24 protein-coding genes are annotated in these 22484 nt (G+C 73.2%); 13 read left to right on the plus strand and 11 right to left on the minus strand.

Annotated elements, in window-relative coordinates:
* Positions 1–221: 221 nt before the first annotated feature.
* Positions 222–1571 (minus strand): NYN domain-containing protein, encoded by a 1350-nt coding sequence (locus JOE68_RS08120; protein ID WP_346038951.1) that lies wholly within the window; start codon positions 1569–1571, stop codon positions 222–224.
* A gap of 116 nt (positions 1572–1687) precedes the next feature.
* Here JOE68_RS08120 and JOE68_RS08125 point away from each other — a divergent pair, with 116 nt between their 5' ends.
* Together JOE68_RS08125 and JOE68_RS08130 are read left to right on the plus strand one after the other, a co-directional pair.
* Positions 1688–3403 carry a DEDD exonuclease domain-containing protein gene (locus tag JOE68_RS08125; protein WP_204841714.1) on the plus strand — a complete coding sequence of 572 codons (1716 nt, stop codon included), beginning with the start codon at positions 1688–1690 and terminating at the stop codon, positions 3401–3403.
* Between the two features lie 36 nt (positions 3404–3439).
* Entirely contained in the window at positions 3440–3724 is a 285-nt protein-coding gene (locus JOE68_RS08130; RefSeq protein ID WP_204841715.1) for an Lrp/AsnC family transcriptional regulator, read from the plus strand.
* A gap of 82 nt (positions 3725–3806) precedes the next feature.
* Here the strand turns inward: JOE68_RS08130 and qcrB are convergent, their stop codons facing one another.
* The 4 genes from qcrB to ctaE are packed head-to-tail and all read right to left on the minus strand — an operon-like array spanning position 3807 to position 8063.
* Complete coding sequence (gene qcrB, locus JOE68_RS08135; protein ID WP_204841716.1) at positions 3807–5480, minus strand: cytochrome bc1 complex cytochrome b subunit; 1674 nt, start codon at positions 5478–5480, stop codon at positions 3807–3809.
* Entirely contained in the window at positions 5477–6601 is a 1125-nt protein-coding gene (qcrA, locus tag JOE68_RS08140) for a cytochrome bc1 complex Rieske iron-sulfur subunit (RefSeq protein ID WP_204841717.1), read from the minus strand. The genes qcrB and qcrA overlap by 4 nt, the downstream gene beginning before the upstream one ends.
* Positions 6598–7407: a cytochrome bc1 complex diheme cytochrome c subunit gene (gene qcrC, locus JOE68_RS08145; protein ID WP_204841718.1), complete on the minus strand. Its 810-nt coding sequence runs from the start codon at positions 7405–7407 to the stop codon at positions 6598–6600. The genes qcrA and qcrC overlap by 4 nt, the downstream gene beginning before the upstream one ends.
* Before the next feature lie 47 nt (positions 7408–7454).
* On the minus strand, positions 7455–8063 hold the full coding sequence (ctaE, locus tag JOE68_RS08150) for an aa3-type cytochrome oxidase subunit III (protein ID WP_204841719.1): 609 nt from the start codon (positions 8061–8063) through the stop codon (positions 7455–7457).
* Positions 8064–8147: 84 nt separating this feature from the next.
* Between ctaE and JOE68_RS08155 the strand changes: the two genes are divergently transcribed.
* The 4 genes from JOE68_RS08155 (at position 8148) to JOE68_RS08170 (ending at position 11086) form a co-directional block, all read left to right on the plus strand.
* On the plus strand, positions 8148–8546 hold the full coding sequence (locus tag JOE68_RS08155; RefSeq protein WP_204841720.1) for a hypothetical protein: 399 nt from the start codon (positions 8148–8150) through the stop codon (positions 8544–8546).
* A 56-nt stretch (positions 8547–8602) separates the two neighbouring features.
* Positions 8603–9013 carry a hypothetical protein gene (locus JOE68_RS08160; RefSeq protein ID WP_204841721.1) on the plus strand — a complete coding sequence of 137 codons (411 nt, stop codon included), beginning with the start codon at positions 8603–8605 and terminating at the stop codon, positions 9011–9013.
* 5 nt (positions 9014–9018) lie between these two features.
* Positions 9019–10074: an anthranilate phosphoribosyltransferase gene (gene trpD, locus JOE68_RS08165; RefSeq protein ID WP_204841722.1), complete on the plus strand. Its 1056-nt coding sequence runs from the start codon at positions 9019–9021 to the stop codon at positions 10072–10074.
* A gap of 343 nt (positions 10075–10417) precedes the next feature.
* Complete coding sequence (locus tag JOE68_RS08170) at positions 10418–11086, plus strand: lysophospholipid acyltransferase family protein (protein WP_204845984.1); 669 nt, start codon at positions 10418–10420, stop codon at positions 11084–11086.
* Between the two features lie 138 nt (positions 11087–11224).
* Here JOE68_RS08170 and JOE68_RS08175 read toward each other — a convergent pair whose 3' ends face one another.
* On the minus strand, positions 11225–11641 hold the full coding sequence (locus JOE68_RS08175) for a cytochrome c oxidase subunit 4 (protein WP_204841723.1): 417 nt from the start codon (positions 11639–11641) through the stop codon (positions 11225–11227).
* A gap of 12 nt (positions 11642–11653) precedes the next feature.
* The gene (gene ctaC / locus JOE68_RS08180) at positions 11654–12586 is read right to left on the minus strand and encodes an aa3-type cytochrome oxidase subunit II (RefSeq protein WP_204841724.1); all 933 of its coding nucleotides are present in this window, start codon (positions 12584–12586) and stop codon (positions 11654–11656) included.
* Positions 12587–12777: 191 nt separating this feature from the next.
* On the opposite strand from ctaC, the gene asnB reads away from it, so the two are divergent.
* The gene (asnB, locus tag JOE68_RS08185; RefSeq protein ID WP_204841725.1) at positions 12778–14706 is read left to right on the plus strand and encodes an asparagine synthase (glutamine-hydrolyzing); all 1929 of its coding nucleotides are present in this window, start codon (positions 12778–12780) and stop codon (positions 14704–14706) included.
* A gap of 258 nt (positions 14707–14964) precedes the next feature.
* Positions 14965–15135, plus strand: a complete 171-nt coding sequence (locus JOE68_RS08190) for a hypothetical protein (protein WP_204841726.1) — start codon at positions 14965–14967, stop codon at positions 15133–15135.
* A gap of 184 nt (positions 15136–15319) precedes the next feature.
* Here the strand turns inward: JOE68_RS08190 and JOE68_RS08195 are convergent, their stop codons facing one another.
* Positions 15320–15694: a HesB/IscA family protein gene (locus JOE68_RS08195; RefSeq protein WP_121003418.1), complete on the minus strand. Its 375-nt coding sequence runs from the start codon at positions 15692–15694 to the stop codon at positions 15320–15322.
* A gap of 89 nt (positions 15695–15783) precedes the next feature.
* A complete protein-coding gene (locus tag JOE68_RS08200; protein ID WP_204841727.1) occupies positions 15784–16815 on the minus strand; it encodes a glycerate kinase family protein in 1032 nt (343 codons plus the stop codon).
* A gap of 42 nt (positions 16816–16857) precedes the next feature.
* Between JOE68_RS08200 and JOE68_RS08205 the strand changes: the two genes are divergently transcribed.
* Positions 16858–17487, plus strand: a complete 630-nt coding sequence (locus tag JOE68_RS08205) for a DUF3043 domain-containing protein (RefSeq protein ID WP_204841728.1) — start codon at positions 16858–16860, stop codon at positions 17485–17487.
* Between the two features lie 63 nt (positions 17488–17550).
* Positions 17551–18537: an aldo/keto reductase family protein gene (locus JOE68_RS08210; protein ID WP_204841729.1), complete on the plus strand. Its 987-nt coding sequence runs from the start codon at positions 17551–17553 to the stop codon at positions 18535–18537.
* A 59-nt stretch (positions 18538–18596) separates the two neighbouring features.
* Here JOE68_RS08210 and JOE68_RS08215 read toward each other — a convergent pair whose 3' ends face one another.
* Positions 18597–18797 (minus strand): hypothetical protein, encoded by a 201-nt coding sequence (locus JOE68_RS08215; RefSeq protein WP_204841730.1) that lies wholly within the window; start codon positions 18795–18797, stop codon positions 18597–18599.
* 101 nt (positions 18798–18898) lie between these two features.
* On the opposite strand from JOE68_RS08215, the gene cobU reads away from it, so the two are divergent.
* From cobU to cobS, 3 genes are read left to right on the plus strand one after another with little or no spacing between them, the layout of a single operon-like run.
* Positions 18899–19456 carry a bifunctional adenosylcobinamide kinase/adenosylcobinamide-phosphate guanylyltransferase gene (gene cobU, locus JOE68_RS08220; protein WP_204841731.1) on the plus strand — a complete coding sequence of 186 codons (558 nt, stop codon included), beginning with the start codon at positions 18899–18901 and terminating at the stop codon, positions 19454–19456.
* Positions 19453–20490, plus strand: a complete 1038-nt coding sequence (cobT, locus tag JOE68_RS08225; protein WP_204841732.1) for a nicotinate-nucleotide--dimethylbenzimidazole phosphoribosyltransferase — start codon at positions 19453–19455, stop codon at positions 20488–20490. Before cobU ends, cobT begins: the two co-directional genes overlap by 4 nt.
* On the plus strand, positions 20490–21203 hold the full coding sequence (gene cobS, locus JOE68_RS08230) for an adenosylcobinamide-GDP ribazoletransferase (protein WP_204841733.1): 714 nt from the start codon (positions 20490–20492) through the stop codon (positions 21201–21203). The genes cobT and cobS overlap by 1 nt, the downstream gene beginning before the upstream one ends.
* A 28-nt stretch (positions 21204–21231) precedes the next feature.
* Here cobS and JOE68_RS08235 read toward each other — a convergent pair whose 3' ends face one another.
* Positions 21232–22332: a branched-chain amino acid aminotransferase gene (locus JOE68_RS08235; RefSeq protein WP_204841734.1), complete on the minus strand. Its 1101-nt coding sequence runs from the start codon at positions 22330–22332 to the stop codon at positions 21232–21234.
* Positions 22333–22484: the final 152 nt, after the last annotated feature.

Raw genomic sequence — 22484 nt, forward strand, 5'->3', positions numbered from 1 at the left:
TAGTTCCGGCTCGGCACCCCGATAGGCCGATTCGGCGGTGAACTCGCGTCGCCGGCCAGGGTGGCCGGCTGCCCCCACGAGATCTCGGCCAGGTTACGAAAGGTGAGCCCCGGAGTCCACCCACAGCAGGCGTAAAACCTTTCAGGTTGACAACGATCCACTATCGGGGGATTTCTGACCTCGGTGTGTGACCAGAAGTAGTGTGAAGAACACGGCGCGTGTCACACCCGCACCAAGCGCGCCAGCAGCACCGCCGAGGGCACCGGGTGCGCCCCGCGCCGGCGGACGGAGTCGGCCACCGCCCGGTCGGAGGTCACGACCACCACCGGGCGGCCCTCCGGCTCGGCGGTCACCAGGGCGCGGATCACGTCGTCGGCCAGCACGCCCGGATCGCTGAACAGGACCCGGACGCCCCGGGGCGCGCTGGCCGGCACCGCCACCACCCCGGCGCCGTCGAACACCAGCGTCACCTCCGCGCCGGTCCGCGCCGCCAGCACCGCCAGCTGGTGGACCAGCCGGTCGCGCTGGTCGGACAGCGACAGCTCGGGGTAGCCGGTCTTGGTGACGTTGTAGCCGTCCACGATCAGGTGCACGGCGGGCAGCGCCAGCAGCCGGTCCAGCGCCGCCGGGTCCTCCACCCGGCCCACCGCGCCCTGCGCCGCGCTCGCGCCGCGCACCAGGTCCGCCGGCCGCGGGCCCGCGCCGCCCAGCGCCAGCTCCCGCCGCAGGCCGTTCACCGCGCCGTCGAGGGTGTCGACCAGCAGCGCCAGGCGGACCTCGTCGGCCTGGCGGGCCTCCCTGGCCGACTGCCGGGCCACCTCCGCGTCGGCCACCGCCCGCTGCGCCTTGGCGCGCTCGTGCTCGGCCCGCTCGCGCTCGCGGTCCCGCTCGGCGGTGATCCGGCGGACCTCCGCCTCGGCCCCGGCGCGCGCCCGCTCGGCCTCCGCCTGCGCCGACTCGGCGCGGTCCTTGGCCTCGCGCAGGCGCACGCCCTGCTCGCGCAGCCGCTTGCGCAGCCGCTCCAGCTCCACCTCGGCCTCTTCGCGGATCCTGTCGGTGACCGTGGTGGACTCCGCCCGCTCCGCCCGGAGCCGCTCCAGCTCCTGCTCCAGGCGCTCGGCGCGCTGCACGGCGGTGTCGCGCTCCACCCGCAGCGCCGCCTCGGCGCCGCGCCGGGTCACCAGCTCGACGAAGTGGACCGCGACCTCCTCGCCCAGCAGCACCGCGGCGGCGCCCGCCGCCACCGGGTCCGGCGAGGTCACCTCCAGCGCGCCGGGCCGGTTGCGCCGCAGCCACTCCACCACCGCCGCCCGGAAGTTCGACGAGCCGCGCAGGCCGCCGACCAGCACCGGGGCGCCGAGCCGGGCGCGCTTGGCCGGCGCGAACCGCGCCACCGCCCGCAGCTGCTGCGGGACGTCGACCTTCGCCAGGTCGCCCAGGGCGTCCGCGCTCAGCTCGGCCAGGCGGGCGCGCAGCGGGTCCGGCAGCGCACCCCAGTCCACAGTGGACTCGACGGGCGCGGCCGGCTCCCCGGGCTCGGGCTCGTCGGCGGGTGCTGTCGGGTCTTGCACCCGTACAGGCTACGGCCCCCGCGTCGCCGACACCGACCGCGTTGCCGGGTCGTTGTCGGGCCGTCCGGCCTGCGGGAATCGAAGATTGTCGTACCCGGCGGCTACCGTGCCCGGCGATGACTACCCCGACAGCCCCCCAGCTGTCGTTCGACGAGCTGGGCACCCCCTTGCGGGACACCACCTTCGTCGTGTTCGACCTGGAGACGACGGGCGGCAGCGCGGCCGAGGACGCGATCACCGAGATCGGCGCGGTGAAGGTGCGCGGCGGCCAGGTGCTCGGCACGTTCGCCACGCTGGTCGACCCGGAGCGCGGTATTCCACCGCAGGTGGTCGCCTTGACGGGGATCACCCAGCTGATGGTCACCGGCGCGCCGCGGCTGTCCGCCGTGCTGCCCGCGTTCCTGGAGTTCGCCGCCGGCGCGGTGCTGGTGGCGCACAACTCCGGGTTCGACGTGGGGTTCGTCAAGGCCGCCTGCGAGCGGCACGGCCACCCCTGGCCCCGGCCGACCGTGCTGTGCACGGTGAAGCTGGCGCGCCGGGTGCTGTCGCGCGACGAGGCGCCGAGCTGCCGGCTGTCCGCGCTGGCCGCGCTGTTCCGCGTCGCCACCACGCCCAACCACCGCGCCCTCACCGACGCCCGGGCGACGGTGGAGGTGCTGCACCGGCTGCTGGAGCGGGTCGGCTCGGTCGGCGTGCACTCGCTGGAGGAGCTGATCGCCTACCTGCCCGAGGTGACGCCCGCCCAGCGGCGCAAGCGCGAGCTGGCCGCGCACCTGCCGTCGGCGCCGGGCGTCTACCTGTTCCGCGGCCCGGGCGAGGAGGTGCTCTACGTCGGCACCTCCGCCGACCTGCGCAGGCGGGTCCGGCAGTACTTCACCGCCTCCGAGGGCAGGCAGCGGCTGCGCGAGATGGTCGCCCTGGCCGTCCGGGTGGACGCCGTGGTGTGCGCGCACCCGCTGGAGGCGGAGGTGCGGGAGCTGCGGCTGATCACCGCGCACAAGCCCGCCTACAACCGCCGCTCCAAGAACCAGGGCGGCTGGTGGTGGCTGGTGCTCACCGACGAGCCGTTCCCCCGCCTGTCCCTGGTCCGCGTGCCGCGCGAGGGGGCCGTCGGCCCGTTCCGCTCCCGGCGGGTCGCCGAGGCGGCCCGGGAGGCCCTGCAGGACGCCGTGCCGCTGCGCGCGTGCTCCCAGCGCATCCCGGCGCGCGACCCGAGGGGCACGCCGTGCGCGCTGCACGAGCTGGGGCGCTGCAAGGCGCCCTGCGCGGGCCGGCAGTCCACCGACGACTACGCGCCCGCCGTCGACGCGCTCCGGTCGCTGGTCGCCGGTCGGGACGCGGCGCCGCTGCGCTCGGCGGCCGAGCTCCTGGAGACCCTGTCCGGGGCGCACCGCTTCGAGGCCGCCGCCGCCCACCGCGACCGGCTGGCGGGCCTGGTCCGCGCCCTGGACCGCGGCCAGCGCCTCGCCGGGCTGGCCGCCCTGCCCGAGCTGGTGGCCGCCCGCCCGGACGGCTCCGGCGGCTGGGAGTTCGCCGTGGTCCGGCACGGGCGGCTGGCCGCGGCGGGCGTGGCGCGGCGCGGCGTGCCGCCGATGCCCGTGGTGGACGACCTGGTGGCCGCCGCCGAGACGGTCCTGCCCGGCGCCGGCCCGCTGCTCGGCGCGCCGCCGGAGGAGGCGTCGGTGGTCCTGCGGTGGCTGGAGCGGCCGGGCACCCGGCTGGTGCGCTGCGACCGGCCCTGGACCTCCCCCGCGCACGCCGCCGGGGCGTGGCGGGAGTGGGCGCGCCGCGCGGAAGCCGGCCGCGACCAGTACCGGGAGGCCGGCCACTAGCATGTGGGCACCACGACCTTGACCTAGGAGGACGCCGTGATCACCGCGATCGTGTTGATCCAGGCCGCCGCCGAGACCATCCCGGACACGGCGCAGGCGATCGCCGACATCACCGGGGTCACGGAGGTGTACTCGTGCGCGGGCGACGTCGACCTGATCGCCCTGGTGAAGGTCGCGCGGCACGAGGAGCTGGCCGAACTCGTCCCCGGTCACATCTCGAAGGTCCCCGGCGTGCTGAACACCGACACCCACATCTCGTTCCGGTCCTACTCCAAGCGGGACACGGAGGCGGCGTTCTCGGTCGGGCTCGACCAGGGCTGACCGCCCCGCGGGCTGACCGCGGCGGGCCCCGGGGCACGCGAAAGGCCCCGCACCGATCGGTGCGGGGCCTTTGCGCGCGCGATCAGGACTCCGGCTGCGCCGGCTTCCCGGACAGCTCGGCCGCCGAGGCGTTCTCGCCGGTCAGGGAGTCGTCCCCGGAGACGCCCCGGGCCTGGCGGGCCCGCGCCAGCGCCGCGGTCTCCTCCGGCGCGTCCGGCGACAGGAAGCTGCCGGGCACCGGGTGGCCGGCCGAGCCGAGCTTGTTCATCTTCTTCGGCACCGGCGCCGCCTGGTAGGCCAGGGGCAGCGGGTGGCCGTGCTCGTCCACCGGGCCCAGGGGCTGGTGGACCTCGATGAACTCGCCGTGCGGCAGGCGCTTGATGATGCCGGTCTCCACGCCGTGCTCCAGCACCTCGCGGTCGCTGCGCTGGAGGCCGATGCAGATGCGGTAGGTCAGGAAGTAGGCGATCGGCGGGATCACCAGCAGCCCGATCCGACCCATCCACGTCGTCGCGTTCAGCGAGACGTCGAACTTGAACGCGAAGATGTCGTTCGCGCCCATGACCAGCAGGACCATGAAGTACGAGATGGCCATGACGCCCAGCGACGTGCGGACCGGCGTGTCGCGCGGGCGCTGGAGCAGGTTGTGGTGCGCGTAGTCCTTGGTCAGCTTCCGCTCGATCCACGGGTACACCGCCGCGACGCCGGTCAGCAGCGGCAGGCCGAGCATGAACGGCAGGAACGGCTCGGGCACCGTGTAGTCGCCCAGGTACAGCTCCCACGCGGGCCACAGGCGGACCAGGCCGTCGGTCCAGCCCATGTACCAGTCGGGCTGCGAGCCGGCCGAGATCTGCCCCGCGTTGTACGGCCCGAGGTTCCAGATCGGGTTGATCTGGAACACGCCGCCCATGATGGCGGTGACCGCCACGACGATGGCGAAGAAGCCGCCGCCCTTGGCCGCGAACACCGGCATGATGCGCACGCCGACGACGTTGGTCTCCTTGCGGCCCACGCCCGGGAACTGCGTGTGCTTCTGGTACCAGACCAGCGCCAGGTGCGCCGCCACCAGCGCCAGGATGATGGCCGGGATGACCAGGATGTGCAGCGTGTAGAACCGCGGGATGATCTCCGTGCCGGGGAACTCGCCGCCGAAGGCCAGCCAGTTCAGCCAGGTGCCGATGACCGGGATGGACAGCAGCAGGCCCGCCATCACCCGCAGGCCGGTGCCCGAGAGCAGGTCGTCGGGCAGCGAGTAGCCGAGGAAGCCCTCGATCGCGCCGAGCATGAACAGCACGATGCCGATGACCCAGTTGATCTCACGCGGGCGGCGGAACGCGCCCGTGAAGAAGATCCGGAACATGTGGACGACGATCGCGCCCATGAACAGCAGCGCCGCCCAGTGGTGCACCTGCCGCACGAACAGGCCGCCGCGGAAGTCGAACGAGATCTCCAGCGTCGACTCGTAGGCGCGCGACATCGGCACGCCGTGCAGGTTGGCGAAGGTGCCGTCGTAGATGACCTCCTCCATGGAGGGGTCGAAGAACAGCGCCAGGTAGGTGCCGGACAGCAGCAGGATGATGAAGCTGTACAGCGCGATCTCGCCGAGCAGGAACGACCAGTGGGTCGGGAACACCTTGTTCAGCTGTTTCCGCATGCCACCGGCCATGTGGAACCGGTCGTCCGCCCACTTCGCGGCGCCACCCGCCATCCTGGCGGCGGCGTTCTGCCGCTTCGTCGGCGTGGTGATGCCGCTCATGACTTACGCTCCCAGAAGGCCGGACCCACAGCCTCGATGAAATCGCTGCGGGCAATCAAGTATCCGTCCTCGTCCACCGTGATCGGAAGCTGCGGCAGCGCGCGGGTCGCGGGACCGAACCTCGGCTTGCCGTAGTGGAAGACGTCGAACTGCGACTGGTGGCAGGGGCACAGCAGCAGGCCGGTCTGCTGCTCGTACAGCGACGCGGGGCAGCCCAGGTGGGTGCAGATCTTGGAGAACGCGTACAGGTCGCCGTAGTTGAAGTCCTCCTGGCCGGCGCGCTTGACGATCTGCTGCCCCGGGCGGAACTTCAGCAGCAGGACCGGGTTGTCCACCCGCTTGGTCGCCATGATCAGCGCGTGCTCGTCGTCCCGCTCGGACTCCCGGAACGGGAAGACGGTCATGTAACCGCCCGCGTCCAGGTCCTCCGGGCGCACCAGCTGCACGTCGTGCGGCTTGCCGGTGTAGTTGCGCAGGTAGACCTTCTCGCCGTTCTCCGACTTCCAGCCGGTGTGCCACAGCGAGTCCTTGCTGTCGCTGTCGGCCCACGGGTCGCGCACCAGGCTGCCCAGCGGCAGCGCCACCACGCCGAGGCCGAACACGCCGGCGCCCAGGCCCGCGGTCCGCTTGATCAGCGACCGGCGGCCGATGGTGGAGCGGGCGCCCGCGTCGGCCAGCTCGGCGAGCACGGTGGCCTTGTCGACCTCCGTGGAACCGCCGTCGTGGCGCTGCTGGACGGCCAGCTCCTCCGGGATGAACTTCTTCGTGTACAGCAGCGCGCCCACGCCCAGGGCGAGGATCGACAGGCCGAGCGTGAAGCCGATGACCGGCGTGTACAGGCTGTAGACGAAGTGGTCGGGCGTGTTCGGCGCGTGGTACTTCCACGGCCAGAACAGGAATGCGGCGAGGAACGCCAGACCGGACAGGGCGGCGATGGCGAACCACAGGGCGACGGTGCGCTCGGCCCGCCGCTCGGCGCGGGTGCCCTTGACCGGCCACCGCTCCTCGTAGTGCACCAGTTCGACACCGTCGAGGTTGGTGCCGAGCTTGACCAGCTCGTCCCTGCTCATCCCGGCGAGGGCTGCCTCGTCGGGCAGGTCGTTCGGCTTCTCGCCGCTCATGCCTTGGCTCCGATCCAGAGGGTCACGCCGACCAGGGCGGCGATGCCCACGATGAACGCGATCAGACCCTCCGATACCGGCCCGAGGCCGCCGAGGGGGGCGCCGCCGGGGTTGTTCTTCCCGTCGGTCACCGACTTGATGTAAGCGATGATGTCCTGCTTCTCCTCCGGCGTGAGCTGCCGGTCGGAGAACTTCGGCATGTTCTGCGGGCCGGTGAGCATCGCGGTGTAGATCTGCTCCTCGGTCACGCCGTCCAGCTCGGGTGCGAACTTGCCGGACGACAGCGCCCCGCCGCGACCGGTGAAGTTGTGGCACGCCGCGCAGTTGAGCCGGAACAGCTCGCCACCGCGGGCCGGGTCCTCGCCGCGCAGCGCCTCGCCCCGCTCCTCGGGGGTCTGCGGGCCGCCGCCGCGGGACTGGATGAACGCGCCGAGCGCGTCGATCTCCTCCGGCGTGAACACGGCGGGCTTGCGCTGGGCCTGGGCCTCCTGGCGGGCCATCGGCATCCGCCCGGAGGAGACCTGGAAGTAGACCGCCGCCTCGCCGACGCCGATCAGGCTGGGCCCGCGGTCCTGGACACCGTCCAGGTTCTTGCCGTGGCAGGAGATGCAGGTGTTGTTGTAGAGCTGCTCACCCAGTCGCACCTGGGCCGGGTCGTCCTGCGCCTGCGCGGTCTGCGGCTGCGGCGCGAGGGCGCTGAACAGGAAGCCCGCGGCCAGCAGGGCGAAGCCCAGCGCGAGCAGGCCCGAGATCCGCCTGCGCAGCTTGGTGCTGCGCTTCCGGGCCCGTGTGGTGTTGGTGGTCATGTGTGCGGCAACCCTTGCTGGTGTGAGTTCGGGGTTCGTGCTGGTCGTCAGGGCACGATGTAGATGACGGCGAACAAGCCGATCCAGACGACGTCGACGAAGTGCCAGTAGTACGACACGACGATCGCCGAGGTCGCCTGCGCGGGGGTGAACTTGCTCAGCTTCGTCCGGACCAGCAGGTAGCCGAACGCGATCAGACCACCGATCACGTGCAGGCCGTGGAAGCCGGTCGTGAGGTAGAAGACGGTCCCGTAGGCCGACCCGGGGATGGTGGTGCCCTCCTGGACCAGGGTGACGTACTCCCCCGCCTGCCCGGCGACGAAGATCGCTCCCATGATCAGCGTCACGAGGTACCAGCGGCGCAGGCCGAACACGTCGCCGCGCTCGGCGGCGAACACGCCCCACTGGCAGGTGAACGACGAGGCCACCAGGATGATGGTGAAGAACAGTGCGTAGGGCACGTTCAGGTGCGTCGGTGCCGGGGGCCACGGTCCCTCGTTCTGGGCCTTCACCGTGAAGAACATGGCGAAGAGCCCCGCGAAGAACATGAGCTCACTGGACAGCCAGACGATCGTGCCGACGCTGACCATGTTCGGGCGGTTCAGCGAGTGCACGCGCTGGCCGATGGAGGGCGCTGCCGTTGTCACACGACGCATTATTGCTTGCAGGTTTTCGCCCCGCCCATCGGGTCCGGGGCTGGTCGGCCGGTCATCCTGGTCACACGGGGCGGTGAGGGCGTCATGGGGCTGCTGAGCCGGCTGCGCGGGTGGCGCGCGCGGCGGGGCGAACCCGCACTTGGGATTGATTCACCCGGCCTGGAGGTGGTGGTCGAGGCGTTCGACCACGCCGAGGCCGACTCGGCGGCGCTGGCGCGGTCGCCGCACTGGCGCGCGACCGCGCCAGCCGTGCTGCGCCACCACCTCGTCCTACCCCCTGACCAGGCAGAACGCGCCCGTGAGCTGCTCGCGCCGGACGGCTGGGAGCTGCGCGACGGTGACGTTTCTTACGCCTTGCGGGTCCAGGTGCTCACCGCCCTGTCCTGCGCGCAGGAGCGGTCGCGGATGGCGGGCCTGGCGCAGCGGCTGGGCGGCGACTGGATCGGCTGGGACGCTCTGCAGGTCCGGCAGGGGTCCGACTAGGTGGGCCGGATAACATCACCGGCACCTGGCACCCGACCCGCCGGAGGATCACGCAGATGAGCACGCAGACGACCAGGATCCTGGTGTTCAGCCACCGCCCCGAGGTGCGTGAGACGATCATCACTGCGGTGGGCCGGCGCCCCGCGCCGGACCTGGGCCGGGTGGAGTACGTCGAGGCGGGCGCGATCGCCGACGTCCTGTACGAGATGGACGGCGGCGGCGTCGACCTGGCCATCCTGGACGGCGAGGCGCAGCCCACCGGCGGCATGGGCCTGTCCCGGCAGCTGAAGAACGAGATCGCCGACTGCCCCCCGATCGTGGTGGCGGTGCGCCGCCGGGACGACCGGTGGCTGGCCACGTGGTCGCAGGCCGACGCGGTGCTCGTGCACCCCCTGGACCCGCTGGCCGCCGCCGAGACCGTGGCCGAGGTGCTGCGCTCGACAGCAGTGCCCTCAGTGCGGGGGTGAGCGCGATGACGGAGCGCACCTGGCCGCTGCTGCTCAACCGGCTCATCGACCGCGTGGACCTCACCGAGGAGGACACGGCCTGGGCGATGGACCAGATCATGTCCGGCGCCGCCACCCCGGCGCAGGTCGGCGGCTTCGCGGTGGCGCTGCGGGCGAAGGGCGAGACCCCCGCGGAGGTCGACGGCCTGGCCGCGGTGATGCTGCGGTACGGCCGGCGGTTCACGGTGGAGGCGCGCGCGGCGGACATCGTCGGCACCGGCGGCGACAACTCGCAGTCGGTGAACATCTCCACGATGGCGACCCTGGTCGCGGCGTCGGCCGGGGTGCCGGTCGTGAAGCACGGCAACCGCGCGGCGTCGTCCAAGTGCGGCACCGCCGACGTGCTCGAGGCGCTCGGCGTGGCGATCGACCTGCCCCCGCTGGGCGTGCAGGCGACGGTGGAGGAGCTGGGCATCGGCTTCTGCTTCGCCCCCGTCTTCCACCCGGCGTTCCGCCACACCCTCGGCCCGCGGCGGGAGCTGGGCATCCCGACCTCGTTCAACCTGCTCGGCCCGCTGACCAACCCGGCCCAGCCGCGGGTCGGCCTGATCGGCTGCGCCCGCGCCGCCGCCGCGCCCCTGATCGCCGGCGTCTTCGCGCGCCGCGGCAACACGGCGCTGGTGGTGCGCGGCGACGACGGCCTGGACGAGATCACCACGACGACCACGACGTCGGTCTGGGTGGCCGACGGCGGGACCGTGCGCACCGACCGGATCGACCCGTCCGCCCTGGGCCTCGCCCCGGCGCTGCCGGACGACCTGCGGGGCGGTGACGCGGCGGTCAACGCCGAGGTGGTGCGCGACCTGGTGGCCGGCAAGCCTGGTGCCGTGCGGGATGCCGTACTGCTCAACGCGGCGGGCGCGATCGCGGCGCACAGCGGCCTCGGCGACGACCTGCACGCCGACCTGGCGGCCGCGATGGGCCGGGCCGGCGCGGCCGTCGACTCCGGCGCGACAGCCGACCTCCTGCGCCGCTGGGCCGCCCGCTCCACCGAGCTGAAAGCCCAGCTCACCGACTCCTGACCCCGCGCACGACGCCCGCGCGCAGCGCAGACCCCACCTCCTGCTTCTCATCCCCGTATGGCCTGCCCGCAGGGGACCACGCTTGTCCGGGGAGCGCAAGCACGCTTTTCGCTTGCGCTCCCCGGACAAGCGTGGTGGTCTTCGACCAGGCCATACGGGGATGGGACGCAGCGCCCTTCCCTCATCCTTGGCGGCCTGCCCGTCCGGCGAGGACTCTTTCGCCCTTCAACCCCTCCCTCACCGCCCCTCGCTCTTCGGCTCTTGAAGCTCCTCCGGGGGCTCCTCCTGAGGCGTCAGCCACCTTTTTACTGATCGGTAACAGGTTCAGGGGATGCTTGTCCCCATGCTCTACACGGTGATGAAGCGGGTGGTCGCGCCGACGGCGCGGCTGGTGTGGCGGCCCACGGTCGAGGGCTTGGCGAACGTGCCGGCGGAGGGCCCCGTCATCCTGGCCCCGAACCACCTGTCGTTCATCGACAGCATCGTGATCCCGATGGTGGTGCCGCGGCGCGTCTCGTTCCTCGCCAAGGCCGAGTACTTCGAGGGCTCCGGCCTCAGGGGAGCCCTCTCCCGGTACTTCTTCGGCTCGCTGGGCCACGTCCCGGTGCGCCGGGGCGTCGGGAGGGCCGCCCGCGCCTCCCTGGACACCGCGGCCGACATCCTGGCCTCCGGCGGCGCGTTCGCCATCTACCCCGAGGGCACGCGCTCGCTGGACGGCCGCCTGCACCGGGGGCGCACGGGGGTGGCGCGGATGGCGCTGGAGTCCGGCGCGCCGGTCGTCCCGGTCGGGCTGATCGGCACCGACGAGGTCCAGCCGGTGGACGCGAAACTGCCTCGCATCCGGCCGGTGACCATCCGGTTCGGCCGCCCGCTCGACTTCTCCCGCTACGCCGGGATGCACGAGTCGCTGCCCGTGCTGCGCTCGGTCACCGACGAGGTCGTCTACCGCATCCTCGAACTGACCGGCCAGGAGTACGTCGACCGCTACCAGGGCTCCGACAAGGCCGCCTGAGCCAGGCAGCGGGGACCACCCTCCCAGAACCCCCCAGAGCCCCCACCGGCCCCCGAGAACCCCCTGGAACGCCGAACGGGCCGCCCTCCCGTCACCGGGAGGGCGGCCCGCCGAGAGCGAGGACCGGGGTAACGCGGCTCAGCTGTGGTTCGGACCCGTGTGGTACTCGAACACCAGCCCGCCGACCGCGATCAGGACCAGCACCGCGCCGATCACCAGCAGCCACACGTGCCAGAACGCGAGCCCCAGGCCCGCGACCGCCGCCGCCGCCGCCAGGCCGATCGGCCAGTACGAGCCGGGGCTGAAGAAGCCCAGCTCACCGGCGCCGTCGGAGACCTCGGCGTCCGCGTTGTCCTCCGGGCGCACCTCGATGCGCCGGGCGACGAACCGGAAGTACGTGCCGACGATCAGGGCCAGGCCGCCGGTCAGGGCCAGCGCCACCGTGCCGGTCGGCTCGACCGCGCCCGAGGAGTCCCACGTCCAGTAGCCGTACACCACGGCCACCACGAACGAGAACGCCATCACCAAGTCGAAAATGCGGGCTTCGACCTTCATCGCAGCGTCCTCCTACTTCCCGCCGCCGGACGCCTCGCGGACGGTCCGGTCGGTGTCGAAGGGCTTGGTCGTGACCGCGTACGGCGTGCACAGCTCACCGCAGTCCAGCTCGGTCAGCGCTTCCGCGGCGGTGTACGGCAGCCCCGTCTGGGGGTTGTTCTTCTCGCGCAGCGACATGTACCGGTCGAACACGGCCGGCTCCAGCGCCCGGACCTCGAAGTTCATCACCGCGTGGTACACGCCGCACAGCTCGGCGCAGCGGCCGACGAACGAGCCGGTCCGGTCGATCTGGCTGATCTCGAACGAGTCGTCCTGGTTGTTCTTCTTCGCCGCGGGGAAGACGTCCCGCTTGAAGTGGAACTCCGGCACGTAGAACGAGTGGATGACGTCGGTGGACGCCAGCTTGAACTCGATCGACCGGCCCTGGGGCAGCACCAGCAGCGGGATCTCGCCCGACGAGCCGACCGTGCTCACCGGCTGGTCGTCCCGGTCGGTCTTGTACTCGGGGTACTTGAACTCCCAGTTCCACTGGAACGCGATCACGTCGACCCGCACGTCCGGGTTGCCGGACTTCTTGATGACGTAGTTCTGCGTGACCGCGGTGAAGTAGAACAGCACCGCGACGATGATCGTCGGCACGACGATGAGGACGAGCTCCAGCGGCAGGTTGTAGGCCACCTGGCGGGGCAGCTCCTCGCTCTTCTTCCGGTGGAAGGCCACCGACCAGAGGATCAGCCCCCAGACGATCACGCCCACCGCGAGCGCGGCGACGACCGACCAGGTCCACAGCTCGCGCATCCGCTCGGCCTGCGGCGTCACGGCCACCGGCCAGCCGAAGCGCAGCACCTCATCCGTGGAGCAACCGGTGGCCCCGACGCCGACCAGGCCGACCAGCCCGGCGACCTTCGCCAGCCGCGCTGCCCTGGTGCCCTCCTTCAGGCCCACTGCTCGCCGCCTCCTCGTTGAAAGCTCGCAGGCAAGGGCGATAGCGAGCCCTTGCCGGATCATGCGGGAGCGTAGCTCAGGCGACGGGTGAACACCCCTCGGGGGCAGCACCAGCGCGGTGCAGTTTCGGTCACACGAAGGGGTCCCGGCATACTGGGTACTTCTCCACACCCCACGAAAGGTGCAACGGCGTGTGCGGCCTGGTTGGACTGGTTTGCCCTGGCGAGAACGAAGCCGAGCAGGGTCGCTCGGCGGTGGCCGCCGCGATGCGCTGCCAGCGGCACCGCGGCCCCGACGAGACGGGCACCTGGCAGGGCGGCCAGGTGGTGTTCGGCTTCAACCGGCTGGCCATCATCGACATCGAGCACTCGCACCAGCCGCTGCACTGGGGCCCGCCGGAGCTGCCCGGCCGGTACACCATCAACTTCAACGGTGAGATCTACAACTACCTGGAGCTGCGGGCCGAGCTGACCAAGCAGTTCGGGGCGGTGTTCGCCACCGACGGCGACACCGAGACCATCGTCGCGGCCTACCACTACTGGGGCCCGGCGGCGGTGGCCAAGCTGCGAGGGATGTTCGCGTTCCTCATCTGGGACTCCGAGCGCAAGGTCGTCTTCGGCGCGCGCGACCCGTTCGGCATCAAGCCGCTGTACTACGCCGCCGGCCCCGGCGGGGTGGCGTTCTCCAGCGAGAAGAAGTCGGTGCTGGAGCTGGCGCCGACCCTGGGCATCCGCCCCGAGCTGGACCGCAAGGCGCTCCAGCACTACCTGATCCTGCAGTACGTGCCCGAGCCGGAGTCGCTGCACGGAGGGGTCCACCGGATCGAGTCCGGCACGTCGTTCACCGTGGCCCCGGGCGGCCGGCCGGTGGTCGAGCGGTACTTCCCGGCGACGTTCCGGCCGCGCGCGGTGCACGGCGAGGCCGACGCCAACCGGCTCTACGACGAGATCACCGAGGCCCTGCGGGACTCGGTGGCCAAGCACATGCGGGCGGACGTGACGGTCGGCTCGTTCCTGTCCGGCGGCATCGACTCGACGGTGGTCGCGGCGCTGGCCAAGGAGCACAACCCGGACCTGATCACCTTCACCACCGGGTTCGAGCGGTCCGGCTACTCGGAGATCGACGTGGCGGCCGAGTCGGCGGCGGCGATCGGCGTGAAGCACGTGGTCCGGGCGGTGACGGCGCAGGAGATGATGGACGCCCTGCCGCTGATCACCTGGTACCTGGACGACCCGGTGGCCGACCCGGCACTGGTGCCGCTGTGGTTCATCGCCCGCGAGGCGCGCGAGCACGTGAAGGTCGTGCTGTCCGGCGAGGGCGCCGACGAGCTGTTCGGCGGCTACACCATCTACCGCGAGCCGCTGTCGCTGGCGCCGTTCGAGAAGGTGCCGGGCGCGCTGCGCAAGGCCATGGGCCGGGTGTCCACGAAGATCCCGCAGGGCGTGCGCGGCAAGGACCTGCTGCGGCGGGGCGCGCTGACCCTGGAGGAGCGCTACTACGGCAACGCCCGGATCTTCCTCGACGACCAGCTGCGGCAGGTGCTGCGCACCTACGACCCGGCGGTGTCGCACCAGGACGTGACGGCCGGCCCCTACCGGGAGTCGCAGGGCTGGGACCCGGTGACCCGGATGCAGCACGTGGACCTGTTCACCTGGCTGCGCGGCGACATCCTGGTCAAGGCCGACAAGATGACGATGGCGAACTCGCTGGAGCTGCGGGTGCCGTTCCTGGACCCCGAGGTGTTCCGGATCGCCTCCCAGGTGCCGTCGGAGCTGAAGCTGACCAAGGAGACGACCAAGCACGCGCTGCGCCGGGCGATCCGCGACATCGTGCCCGCGCACGTGCTCAACCGGCGCAAGCTGGGCTTCCCGGTGCCGATCCGGCACTGGCTCAAGGACGAGATGCACGAGTGGGCGATCGACATCGTGCGCAAGTCGCAGACCGAGCAGTACATCGACAAGGGCGCCGTGCTGCGGGTCATCGAGGAGCACCGGTCGGGCGTGGCGGACAACAGCCGCCGCATCTGGGCGCTGCTGGTGTTCATGATCTGGCACGGCATCTTCGTGGAGGGCCGCATCCGCCCGCAGGTGCCCGAGCCGCACTACCCGGTCAAGCTCTGACCGGCCGGCCGCGTCCCGCGGGACCCGGCCGACGTGCTCGACGAGAGGCCCCCGGCGCACCGCCGGGGGCCTCTCCGGCATCCGGGGCCCCACCGGATGCCCTCCGGCATCCGGTGGGCATCCGGGCCCTACAGCCCGGCGGGCTCGGCGGCGCGCCGGGGCCCCTGCGGCCCGCGCCTGAGCGGGCGGCAGCCCCACCGGCGACTACCGCCCGGTAGGGCTGTCGCCGGGGCGACGGCCCGCCTAACGTCGCCCGACGTGAGGAACCCGGAAGCGGACACGCTGGACGAGCTGATCGAGGACTGCGCCGCGATGCCCGCGGAACTGCGCCCGCGGGGCGGGTCGCTGCCCGAACCGGGCGCGGCGGAGCCCTGGCAGGTCACCGACGCGTGCGCGGCGCAGGTGGCCGGCCTGGAGATCTACGTCTGAGTCGCGCCGAGCCCGGGGGTCGCGCCGAAGCCCCGGCCCCCTCTGACCGCTGAAGCCCCGGCGCCCGCCGACCACGAGCAGCCCCGCCGGCCGCGGCCCCGCAGCGGCAGGGCGCCCGAGGCCCCGGAAGCGCGAAGGGCCCCCGCCTCGACCGGCAGGGGCCCTTCCGCGGAGCTGTCCGAACTCAGTGGAACGAGTCGCCGCAGGCGCAGGAGCCGCCCGCGTTCGGGTTGTCGATCGTGAAGCCCTGCTTCTCGATCGTGTCCACGAAGTCGATCACCGCGCCCTCGACGTACGGGGCGCTCATGCGGTCCACGGCCACCTTGAGGCCGCCGAAGTCCCGCAGGGCGTCGCCGTCGAGCGTGCGCTCGTCGAAGAACAGCTGGTAACGCAGGCCGGCGCAGCCACCGGGCTGGACGGCGATGCGCAGGTGCATGTCGTCGCGGCCCTCCTGGTCGAGCAGCGCCTTCGCCTTCACGGCCGCCGCGTCGGTCAGCGTCACGCCGTGGGTGGGCGGTGCGTCAGGAGTCGGAGTCGCTGCATCCTGAGCAGTCGTCATGGCTCTCCCTAAGAGGTCCTTTGCGGGCATCTTTCCCTGCAAACACGGGCGGTACCCGCTTTGTTCCTCCCACCATCGTCCCACAACCGTCACGAGCCGCGCTGTGACCACCGACTCGCCACGTCCCGGGCCAGCGCGGCCAGCGTCCCGGCGGGGTCGCGGAGCGAGGCCGCCACCGAGCCGGCGTGCTCGGCGACCGAGTGCGCCTCCTGGACCCCGGCCGCCGCCGCCTCGCGCCGCCCCACCGAGACCTGGCCGGCGAGCACCACGCAGGGCAGCCCGCGCTCGGCGGCGGCGCCCGCCACCGCCGTGACCAGCTTCCCGCGCAGCGACTGCCAGTCGAACGAGCCCTCGCCGGTGACCGCCAGGTCGGCGCGGTCCAGCGCGTCGTCCAGCCGGGTCAGCCGCCGGACCAGCCCCGCGCCGGAGGTCGCGCGGGCGCCCAGCGCCAGCAGGGCCGCGCCCAGCCCGCCCGCCGCGCCCGCCCCCGGCAGGTCGCGCACCGCCGCCAGCTCCGCCATCCCGGCGAGCCGCGCCTCCAGGCGGGCCACGGCCTCCGGCGAAGCGCCCTTCTGCGGTCCGAACGCGCGCGCCGCGCCGTGCGGCCCGAGCAGCGGGTTCGCCACGTCGGAGGCCACGACCAGCTCGACGCCCGCCACGGCGGCCGGGTCGGCCAGCACCTCCCGCAGCCCGGCGCCGCCGTCGGTGGTCGCGGAGCCGCCGAGCCCCACCACGACGGTCCGGGCGCCGCGGGCGAGGGCGGCGGCGACCAGCTCGCCCACGCCCCTGGTGCCGGCGGTCTCCGCCGCGGCCGCCCGCTCGTCCGCCGGCACCAGGTGCAGGCCGCAGGCTTGGGCCGACTCGACGTAGCCGGTCCCGTCGTGCTCCAGCCACCGCGCCTCGACGGGCTCCCCGCGCGGGCCGGTGACCGCCTCCCGGCGCACCTCGCCGCCCAGCGCGGCGTGCAGCACGTCGACGAACCCGGGCCCGCCGTCGGCGAGCGGGCGCAGCAGCAGCTCGTCCCCCGGCGCGGCCCGCCGCCAGCCGGCGGCGACGGCCCCGGCGGCCTCCCGCGCGCTCAGCGTTCCGCCGAAGCAGTCCGGCGCGATGACGACCCGCACCTCGCGAAGGGTACGCAACCGGGCATCTCCTACTCTTGGGGAGTGAGGTTCCTGCGCCGCAACCCCGACGAAGCCGCCCCGCCCGCCGAAGACACCCCGGTGGAGGCGTCGGCCACCGACCCGGCGCGCACCCCCGGCAAGGGCAAGCCCACCCCGAAGCGCCGCGAGGCGGAGAACCGGCGCCGGGGCCCGGTACCGCCGCCGCCGCGCACCCAGCGCGAGGCGCTCAAGCGGATGCGCGGCAACAAGGTGTCGAAGGAGGAGCGCCGCGCCGCGGCCGTGGAGCGCCGCCAGCGGATGATGGCCGGCGAGGACAAGTACCTGCTCCCCCGCGACCGCGGGCCGGTCAAGGCTTACATCCGGGACCTGGTGGACTCCCGCCGCAACCTCATGGGCCTGTTCATGCCGCTGGCGATCCTGGTCTTCGTGGCCCTGCTGGTCCCCGCGCCCGCCGTGCAGCAGTACGCGACCCTGCTGACGACGTTCATGCTGCTGGCGATGGTCGTGGAGGGCGTCGTCCTGGGCCGCCTGGTCACCAAGCGCGTGCGGCGGAAGTTCCCGCAGGACGCCTCCCGCGGCCTGTCCATCGGCTGGTACGCGTTCATCCGGGCCAGCCAGCTGCGCCGCCTGCGCGTCCCGAAGCCGCGGGTGACCTACGGCGCGCAGGTCTGACCCGGCCCGCGTCACCCGGACTTCATTAGCAACCCGAACGACCACCTCACTAGACTCGCCGCCATGGAGTTCCGACGCCTGGGCCGCAGCGGCCTCAACATCAGCGAGATCTCGTACGGCAACTGGCTCACCCACGGTTCCCAGGTGGAGGAGGAACAGGCCACCGCCTGCGTCCACGCCGCGCTGGACGTCGGGATCACGACGTTCGACACGGCCGACGTCTACGCCAACACCGCCGCCGAGTCGGTGCTCGGCCGGGCGCTCAAGGGGCAGCGGCGCGCCTCGTACGAGCTGTTCACGAAGGTCTTCTGGCCGACCGGTCCCGGCGGCCCGAACGACAAGGGCCTGGGCCGCAAGCACATCATGGAGTCGGCGCACGCCTCGCTGGAGCGCCTCCAGACCGACTACGTCGACCTCTACCAGGCGCACCGCTACGACCGGACGGTGCCGCTGGAGGAGACCATGCTGGCCTTCGCGGACCTGGTCCGCCAGGGCAAGGTGCTCTACATCGGCGTGTCGGAGTGGAACGCCGAGCAGATCGCCCGCGGCGCGGAGCTGGCGCGCGAGCTGAACGTGCCGTTCATCTCCAACCAGCCCCAGTACTCGATGCTGTGGCGGGTCATCGAGTCGCAGGTCGTGCCGACCTCCGAGCGGGAGGGCGTCAGCCAGATCGTCTGGTCGCCCATCGCGCAGGGCGTGCTCACCGGCAAGTACCTGCCGGGTCAGCCGGTGCCCGCCGGGTCCCGCGCCACCGACGAGAGCGGCTCGAAGTTCATCTCCCGGTTCCTGCGCGACGAGGTGCTGGAGAAGGTCCAGCAGCTCAAGCCGCTGGCCGAGGAGGCGGGCCTGTCCCTGGCGCAGCTCGCGGTCGCCTGGGTGCTGCAGAACCCGAACGTCGCCTCCGCCATCATCGGCGCGTCCCGGCCCGAGCAGGTGCACGAGAACGTCAAGGCCGCCGGCGTGAAGCTGGAGGCCGAGCTGCTGGAGAAGATCGACGCCGTCCTGGAGGGCGTCGTGGAGACCGACCCGAGGCTCACGGTCACCCCGTGAGCGCGCGGTGTCCCGGCCCCGCCGCGGGGCCGGGACGCCCCGGTCCGCCCGGCGCGGGCCTAGTCGGCGGGCGCCAGCGACATCGGGCCGTAGACCTCGGACTCGCTGCGCAGCAGCGTCACCTGCGCGACCCCGACCTCCCGCAGGGAGGGCCACACCGCGCTGAACCAGTCCTCGGCGGCGGTCTGGTCGGCGAACCGCTCCGCCGGCCCGTCGACCTCACGGCCCTGCTCGTCCTGATACCGCCAGCGGTACTCCATGACGGCCTCCTCGGCGACGTCCTCCGGGTAGCGTTCCCGGACGGGCTCCTGTGCCCGAACAGGCTATGGCCCGAGCCGACCGGAACCGGATGGAGTGCGGTGTGACGCATCGGACACTCGTACTGGGCGGCGCCCGCTCCGGGAAGTCGGCGCACGCCGAGGGCGTCCTGCGCGACGACGTGGTGACCTACGTGGCCACCGCCCGCCGCTACCCGGACGACGCCGACTGGGACCTGCGCATCGAGCGGCACGTGGCGCGCCGCCCCGCCACCTGGCACACCGTGGAGGCGCCCGCGCCCGACGACCTCGTCGCGCTGCTCACCGCGACGGCCGCGACCGACCCCCCGATCCTGGTGGACGACGTGGCGACGTGGCTGGTGGGCGCGCTGGACGACGCCGGCGCGTGGGAGGGCGGCGACGCCGGCGCGGTGGAGCGGCAGTGCGCCGCGCTGGTCGGGGCGGTGTCCCGGACCCGGGCCCGCCTGGTGCTGGTCAGCGCGGAGGTCGGGCTGGGCGTGGTGCCGGGCACCCGCTCTGGCAGGCTCTTCCGCGACCACCTCGGCTCGCTCAACGCGCGGCTGGCCGAGGTCTGCGACGAGGTGCTGCTGGTCGTCGCCGGGATCCCACTGCGACTGCGCGAGGCCGGAGGTAGTCGGTGACCATCGAGTTCCCGCCCGTCAAGGCGCCCGACGAGGGCGCGCGCCGCCGGGCCGTCGCCCGGCAGGCGACGCTGACGAAGCCCGCGGGTTCGCTGGGCAAGCTGGAGGAGCTGGGCGTCTGGGTGGCCTCCTGCCAGGGCGAGTGCCCGCCCCGGCCGTTCACCCGGCCGCGCGTCGTGGTGTTCGCGGGCGACCACGGCGTGGCGCAGCACGGCGTGTCGGCCTACCCGAGCGAGGTCACCGGCCAGATGGTCGCGAACTTCCTGGCGGGCGGCGCGGCGGTGAACGTGCTCGCCACCGTGGCGGGCGCGACCGTGCGCGTGGTGGACGTCGCGGTCGACTCCGAGACCGCCGTGGGCGACCACAAGGTCCGCCGCGGCTCCGGGTCGATCGACCGCGAGGACGCGCTGACCCTCGAGGAGGCCGAGCGCGCGGTCGAGCTGGGCCGCCGGCTGGCCGACGAGGAGGTCGACGGCGGCGCGGACATCCTGGTTGCCGGCGACATGGGCATCGGCAACACCACGCCCTCGGCCGTGCTGGTGGCCGCCCTGACCGGTTCGGAGCCGGTCGCGGTGGTCGGCCGCGGCACGGGCGTGGACGACCGGGGCTGGATGCGCAAGACGGCGGCGATCCGCGACGCCCTGCGCCGCGCCCGCCCGGTGATCGGCGACCCGGTGCGGCTGCTGGCGACCGCCGCGGGCGCCGACCTGGCCGCGATCGCGGGCTTCCTGGCGCAGGCGGCGGTGCGCCGCACGCCGGTGGTCCTGGACGGCGTCGTGGTCGGCGCGGCGGCGATCGTGGCCGAGGAGCTGGCCCCCGGCGCCCGCGAGTGGTGGGTCGCGGGGCACCTGTCCGCGGAGCCCGCGCACGCCCTGGCCCTCAACCACCTGGCCCTGGAGCCGCTGCTGGACTTCGGCCTGCGCCTGGGCGAGGGCTCCGGCGCGGTGGCCGCGCTGCCCCTGGTGGCGATGGCGACCAAGGTGCTGGCGGAGATGGCGACCTTCGACGGCGCGGGCGTCTCCGGGCCCGCCTGATGCGGCTGGCGCTGTCCTGGCTGACCGTGCTGCCGATCCGGGTGGACGCGGTCGACACCGGGGCGGCCCGCCGGGCGATCGCCTGCGCGCCGCTGGTCGGCGCGCTGCTCGGGCTGGCCGCCGCGGGCGCGGTGCAGGGCCTGTCCCGGCTGGGCGCGCCCGCGCTGCTGGTCGGGTTCCTCACCGTCGGCGGCCTGGCGCTGGCCACCCGCGGGATGCACCTGGACGGGCTGGCCGACACCGCCGACGGCCTGGGCTGCTACGGGCCGCCGGAGCGGGCGCTGGCGGTGATGAAGGACGGCGGCGCGGGCCCGTTCGCGGTGGTCGCGCTGATCGTCGTGCTCGGCGGGCAGGCCGCCGCGCTGCCGGCCGCGCCGTGGGCGGCGGTGGTGCTGGCCCTGGCCACCGGCCGGGCCACGTTCGTCCTGTGCTGCCTGCGCGGCGTGGCGCCCGCGCGGCCGGACGGGCTGGGCGCCCTGGTGGCCGGCACCCAGTCCCCGCTGGTCGCCGCGGCCTGGTGGATCGCACTGGCCGCGGCGGGGTTCCTCGTCGCGCCCTGGCACGGCCCGATCGCCGTGGCCCTGGCCGGGGCGCTGGTGCTGCTGCTGGTCCGGCACACCCGCCGGCGCTTCGGCGGGATCACTGGCGACGTCCTGGGCGCGGCGTGCGAGACGGCGAGCCTGGTCGTGCTCGCCGTCTGCTCGTCGGTCTGACGGTCGGTCTGACGGTCGCCGGCCCGGGTCAGCCCAGGGTCGTCATCCAGCCGTGGCGGTCCTCGACCAGGCCCTGCTGGACGCCGGTCAGCCGCTCGCGCAGCCGCATCGTCACCTCGCCGGTCGCGCCGCCGGAGACGCTGAACTCGCCGCCGGCGTGCTTGACGTGCCCGACGGGGGTGATGACGGCCGCCGTGCCGCACGCGAACACCTCGGTCAGCTCGCCCGACTCGGCCTTCTTCTCCCACTCCTCGGTGGAGAAGCGGCGCTCCTCGACCCCGTAGCCGAAGTCGGCGGCCAGGCGCAGCAGCGAGTCCCGGGTGATGCCGGGCAGCAGCGCGCCGGACAGCTCCGGCGTGACGACGCGCGCGTCCTCGCCCGACCCGAGGACGAAGAACAGGTTCATCCCGCCCATCTCCTCGACCCAGCGGCGCTCCACCGCGTCCAGCCAGACCACCTGGTCGCAGCCCTGCTCGGCGGCCTGCGCCTGCGCGACCAGCGACGCCGCGTAGTTGCCCGCGAACTTGGCCGCCCCCGTGCCACCGGGCGCCGCGCGCACGTACTCGGTGGACAACCACACCGTCACCGGCTTGAGGCCGCCCGCGAAGTAGGAGCCCGCGGGCGAGGCGATGAGCATGTAGAGGTACTCGGACGAGGGCCGCACGCCCAGGCCCTTCTCCGTCGCGTAGATGAACGGGCGCAGGTAGAGCGACTCCTCGGCGGCCGAGGGCACCCACCGGCCGTCCACGGCGAGCAGCTCGCGCACCGAGCCGAGGAACAGCTCGTCGGGCAGCTCGGGCATGGCGAGGCGGCGGGCCGAGGCGCGCAGGCGCTCGGCGTTGGCCTCGGGGCGGAAGGAGGCGATCGAGCCGTCGGCCCGGCGGTAAGCCTTGAGCCCCTCGAAGATCGCCTGGCCGTAGTGCAGCACCATTGCCGCCGGGTCCAGCTCCAGCGAGTGGTAGGGCTCGACTGCGGCGTCGTGCCAGCCCTGTTCGCGGTTCCAGCGGATCGTCACCATGTGGTCGGTGAAGTGCTGCCCGAAGCCCGGCTTGGCAAGTACCTCCGCGACCCGTTCCGGGGTCGCCGGCTGCGGGTTGGGGGTCCGGGTGAAAGGCAACGCGGTCGTCATGCCAGCACACTAGCTCGCAGTGCGACTTCGGAAAATCGCTGTCCCGACGCTCGGACGTCCGAGGGTGCGGCGCGCGGCGCGGAAGCGCCCTGCGGCCGACGCCGGTCGGCACCGACCCGGGCGGCAGCTGGGGACGAGCAGGCCACCCACAA

The organism is Saccharothrix algeriensis, assembly GCF_016907655.1.
Classification (GTDB): Bacteria; Actinomycetota; Actinomycetes; order Mycobacteriales; family Pseudonocardiaceae; genus Actinosynnema; species Actinosynnema algeriense.

Bases quoted from the DNA above. Each gene is read 5' to 3' on its own strand.
- trpD (WP_204841722.1), top strand. From the start codon at position 9,019: ATGACGGAGCGCACCTGGCCGCTGCTGCTCAACCGGCTCATCGACCGC.
- qcrB (WP_204841716.1), bottom strand. From the start codon at position 5,480: ATGAGCGGCATCACCACGCCGACGAAGCGGCAGAACGCCGCCGCCAGG.
- JOE68_RS08210 (WP_204841729.1), top strand. From the start codon at position 17,551: ATGGAGTTCCGACGCCTGGGCCGCAGCGGCCTCAACATCAGCGAGATC.
- cobS (WP_204841733.1), top strand. From the start codon at position 20,490: ATGCGGCTGGCGCTGTCCTGGCTGACCGTGCTGCCGATCCGGGTGGAC.
- qcrA (WP_204841717.1), bottom strand. From the start codon at position 6,601: ATGAGCGGCGAGAAGCCGAACGACCTGCCCGACGAGGCAGCCCTCGCC.
- JOE68_RS08170 (WP_204845984.1), top strand. From the start codon at position 10,418: ATGCTCTACACGGTGATGAAGCGGGTGGTCGCGCCGACGGCGCGGCTG.
- qcrC (WP_204841718.1), bottom strand. From the start codon at position 7,407: ATGACCACCAACACCACACGGGCCCGGAAGCGCAGCACCAAGCTGCGC.
- JOE68_RS08160 (WP_204841721.1), top strand. From the start codon at position 8,603: ATGAGCACGCAGACGACCAGGATCCTGGTGTTCAGCCACCGCCCCGAG.
- JOE68_RS08175 (WP_204841723.1), bottom strand. From the start codon at position 11,641: ATGAAGGTCGAAGCCCGCATTTTCGACTTGGTGATGGCGTTCTCGTTC.
- ctaE (WP_204841719.1), bottom strand. From the start codon at position 8,063: ATGCGTCGTGTGACAACGGCAGCGCCCTCCATCGGCCAGCGCGTGCAC.
- JOE68_RS08235 (WP_204841734.1), bottom strand. From the start codon at position 22,332: ATGACGACCGCGTTGCCTTTCACCCGGACCCCCAACCCGCAGCCGGCG.
- JOE68_RS08215 (WP_204841730.1), bottom strand. From the start codon at position 18,797: ATGGAGTACCGCTGGCGGTATCAGGACGAGCAGGGCCGTGAGGTCGAC.
- JOE68_RS08155 (WP_204841720.1), top strand. From the start codon at position 8,148: ATGGGGCTGCTGAGCCGGCTGCGCGGGTGGCGCGCGCGGCGGGGCGAA.
- JOE68_RS08125 (WP_204841714.1), top strand. From the start codon at position 1,688: ATGACTACCCCGACAGCCCCCCAGCTGTCGTTCGACGAGCTGGGCACC.
- JOE68_RS08195 (WP_121003418.1), bottom strand. From the start codon at position 15,694: ATGACGACTGCTCAGGATGCAGCGACTCCGACTCCTGACGCACCGCCC.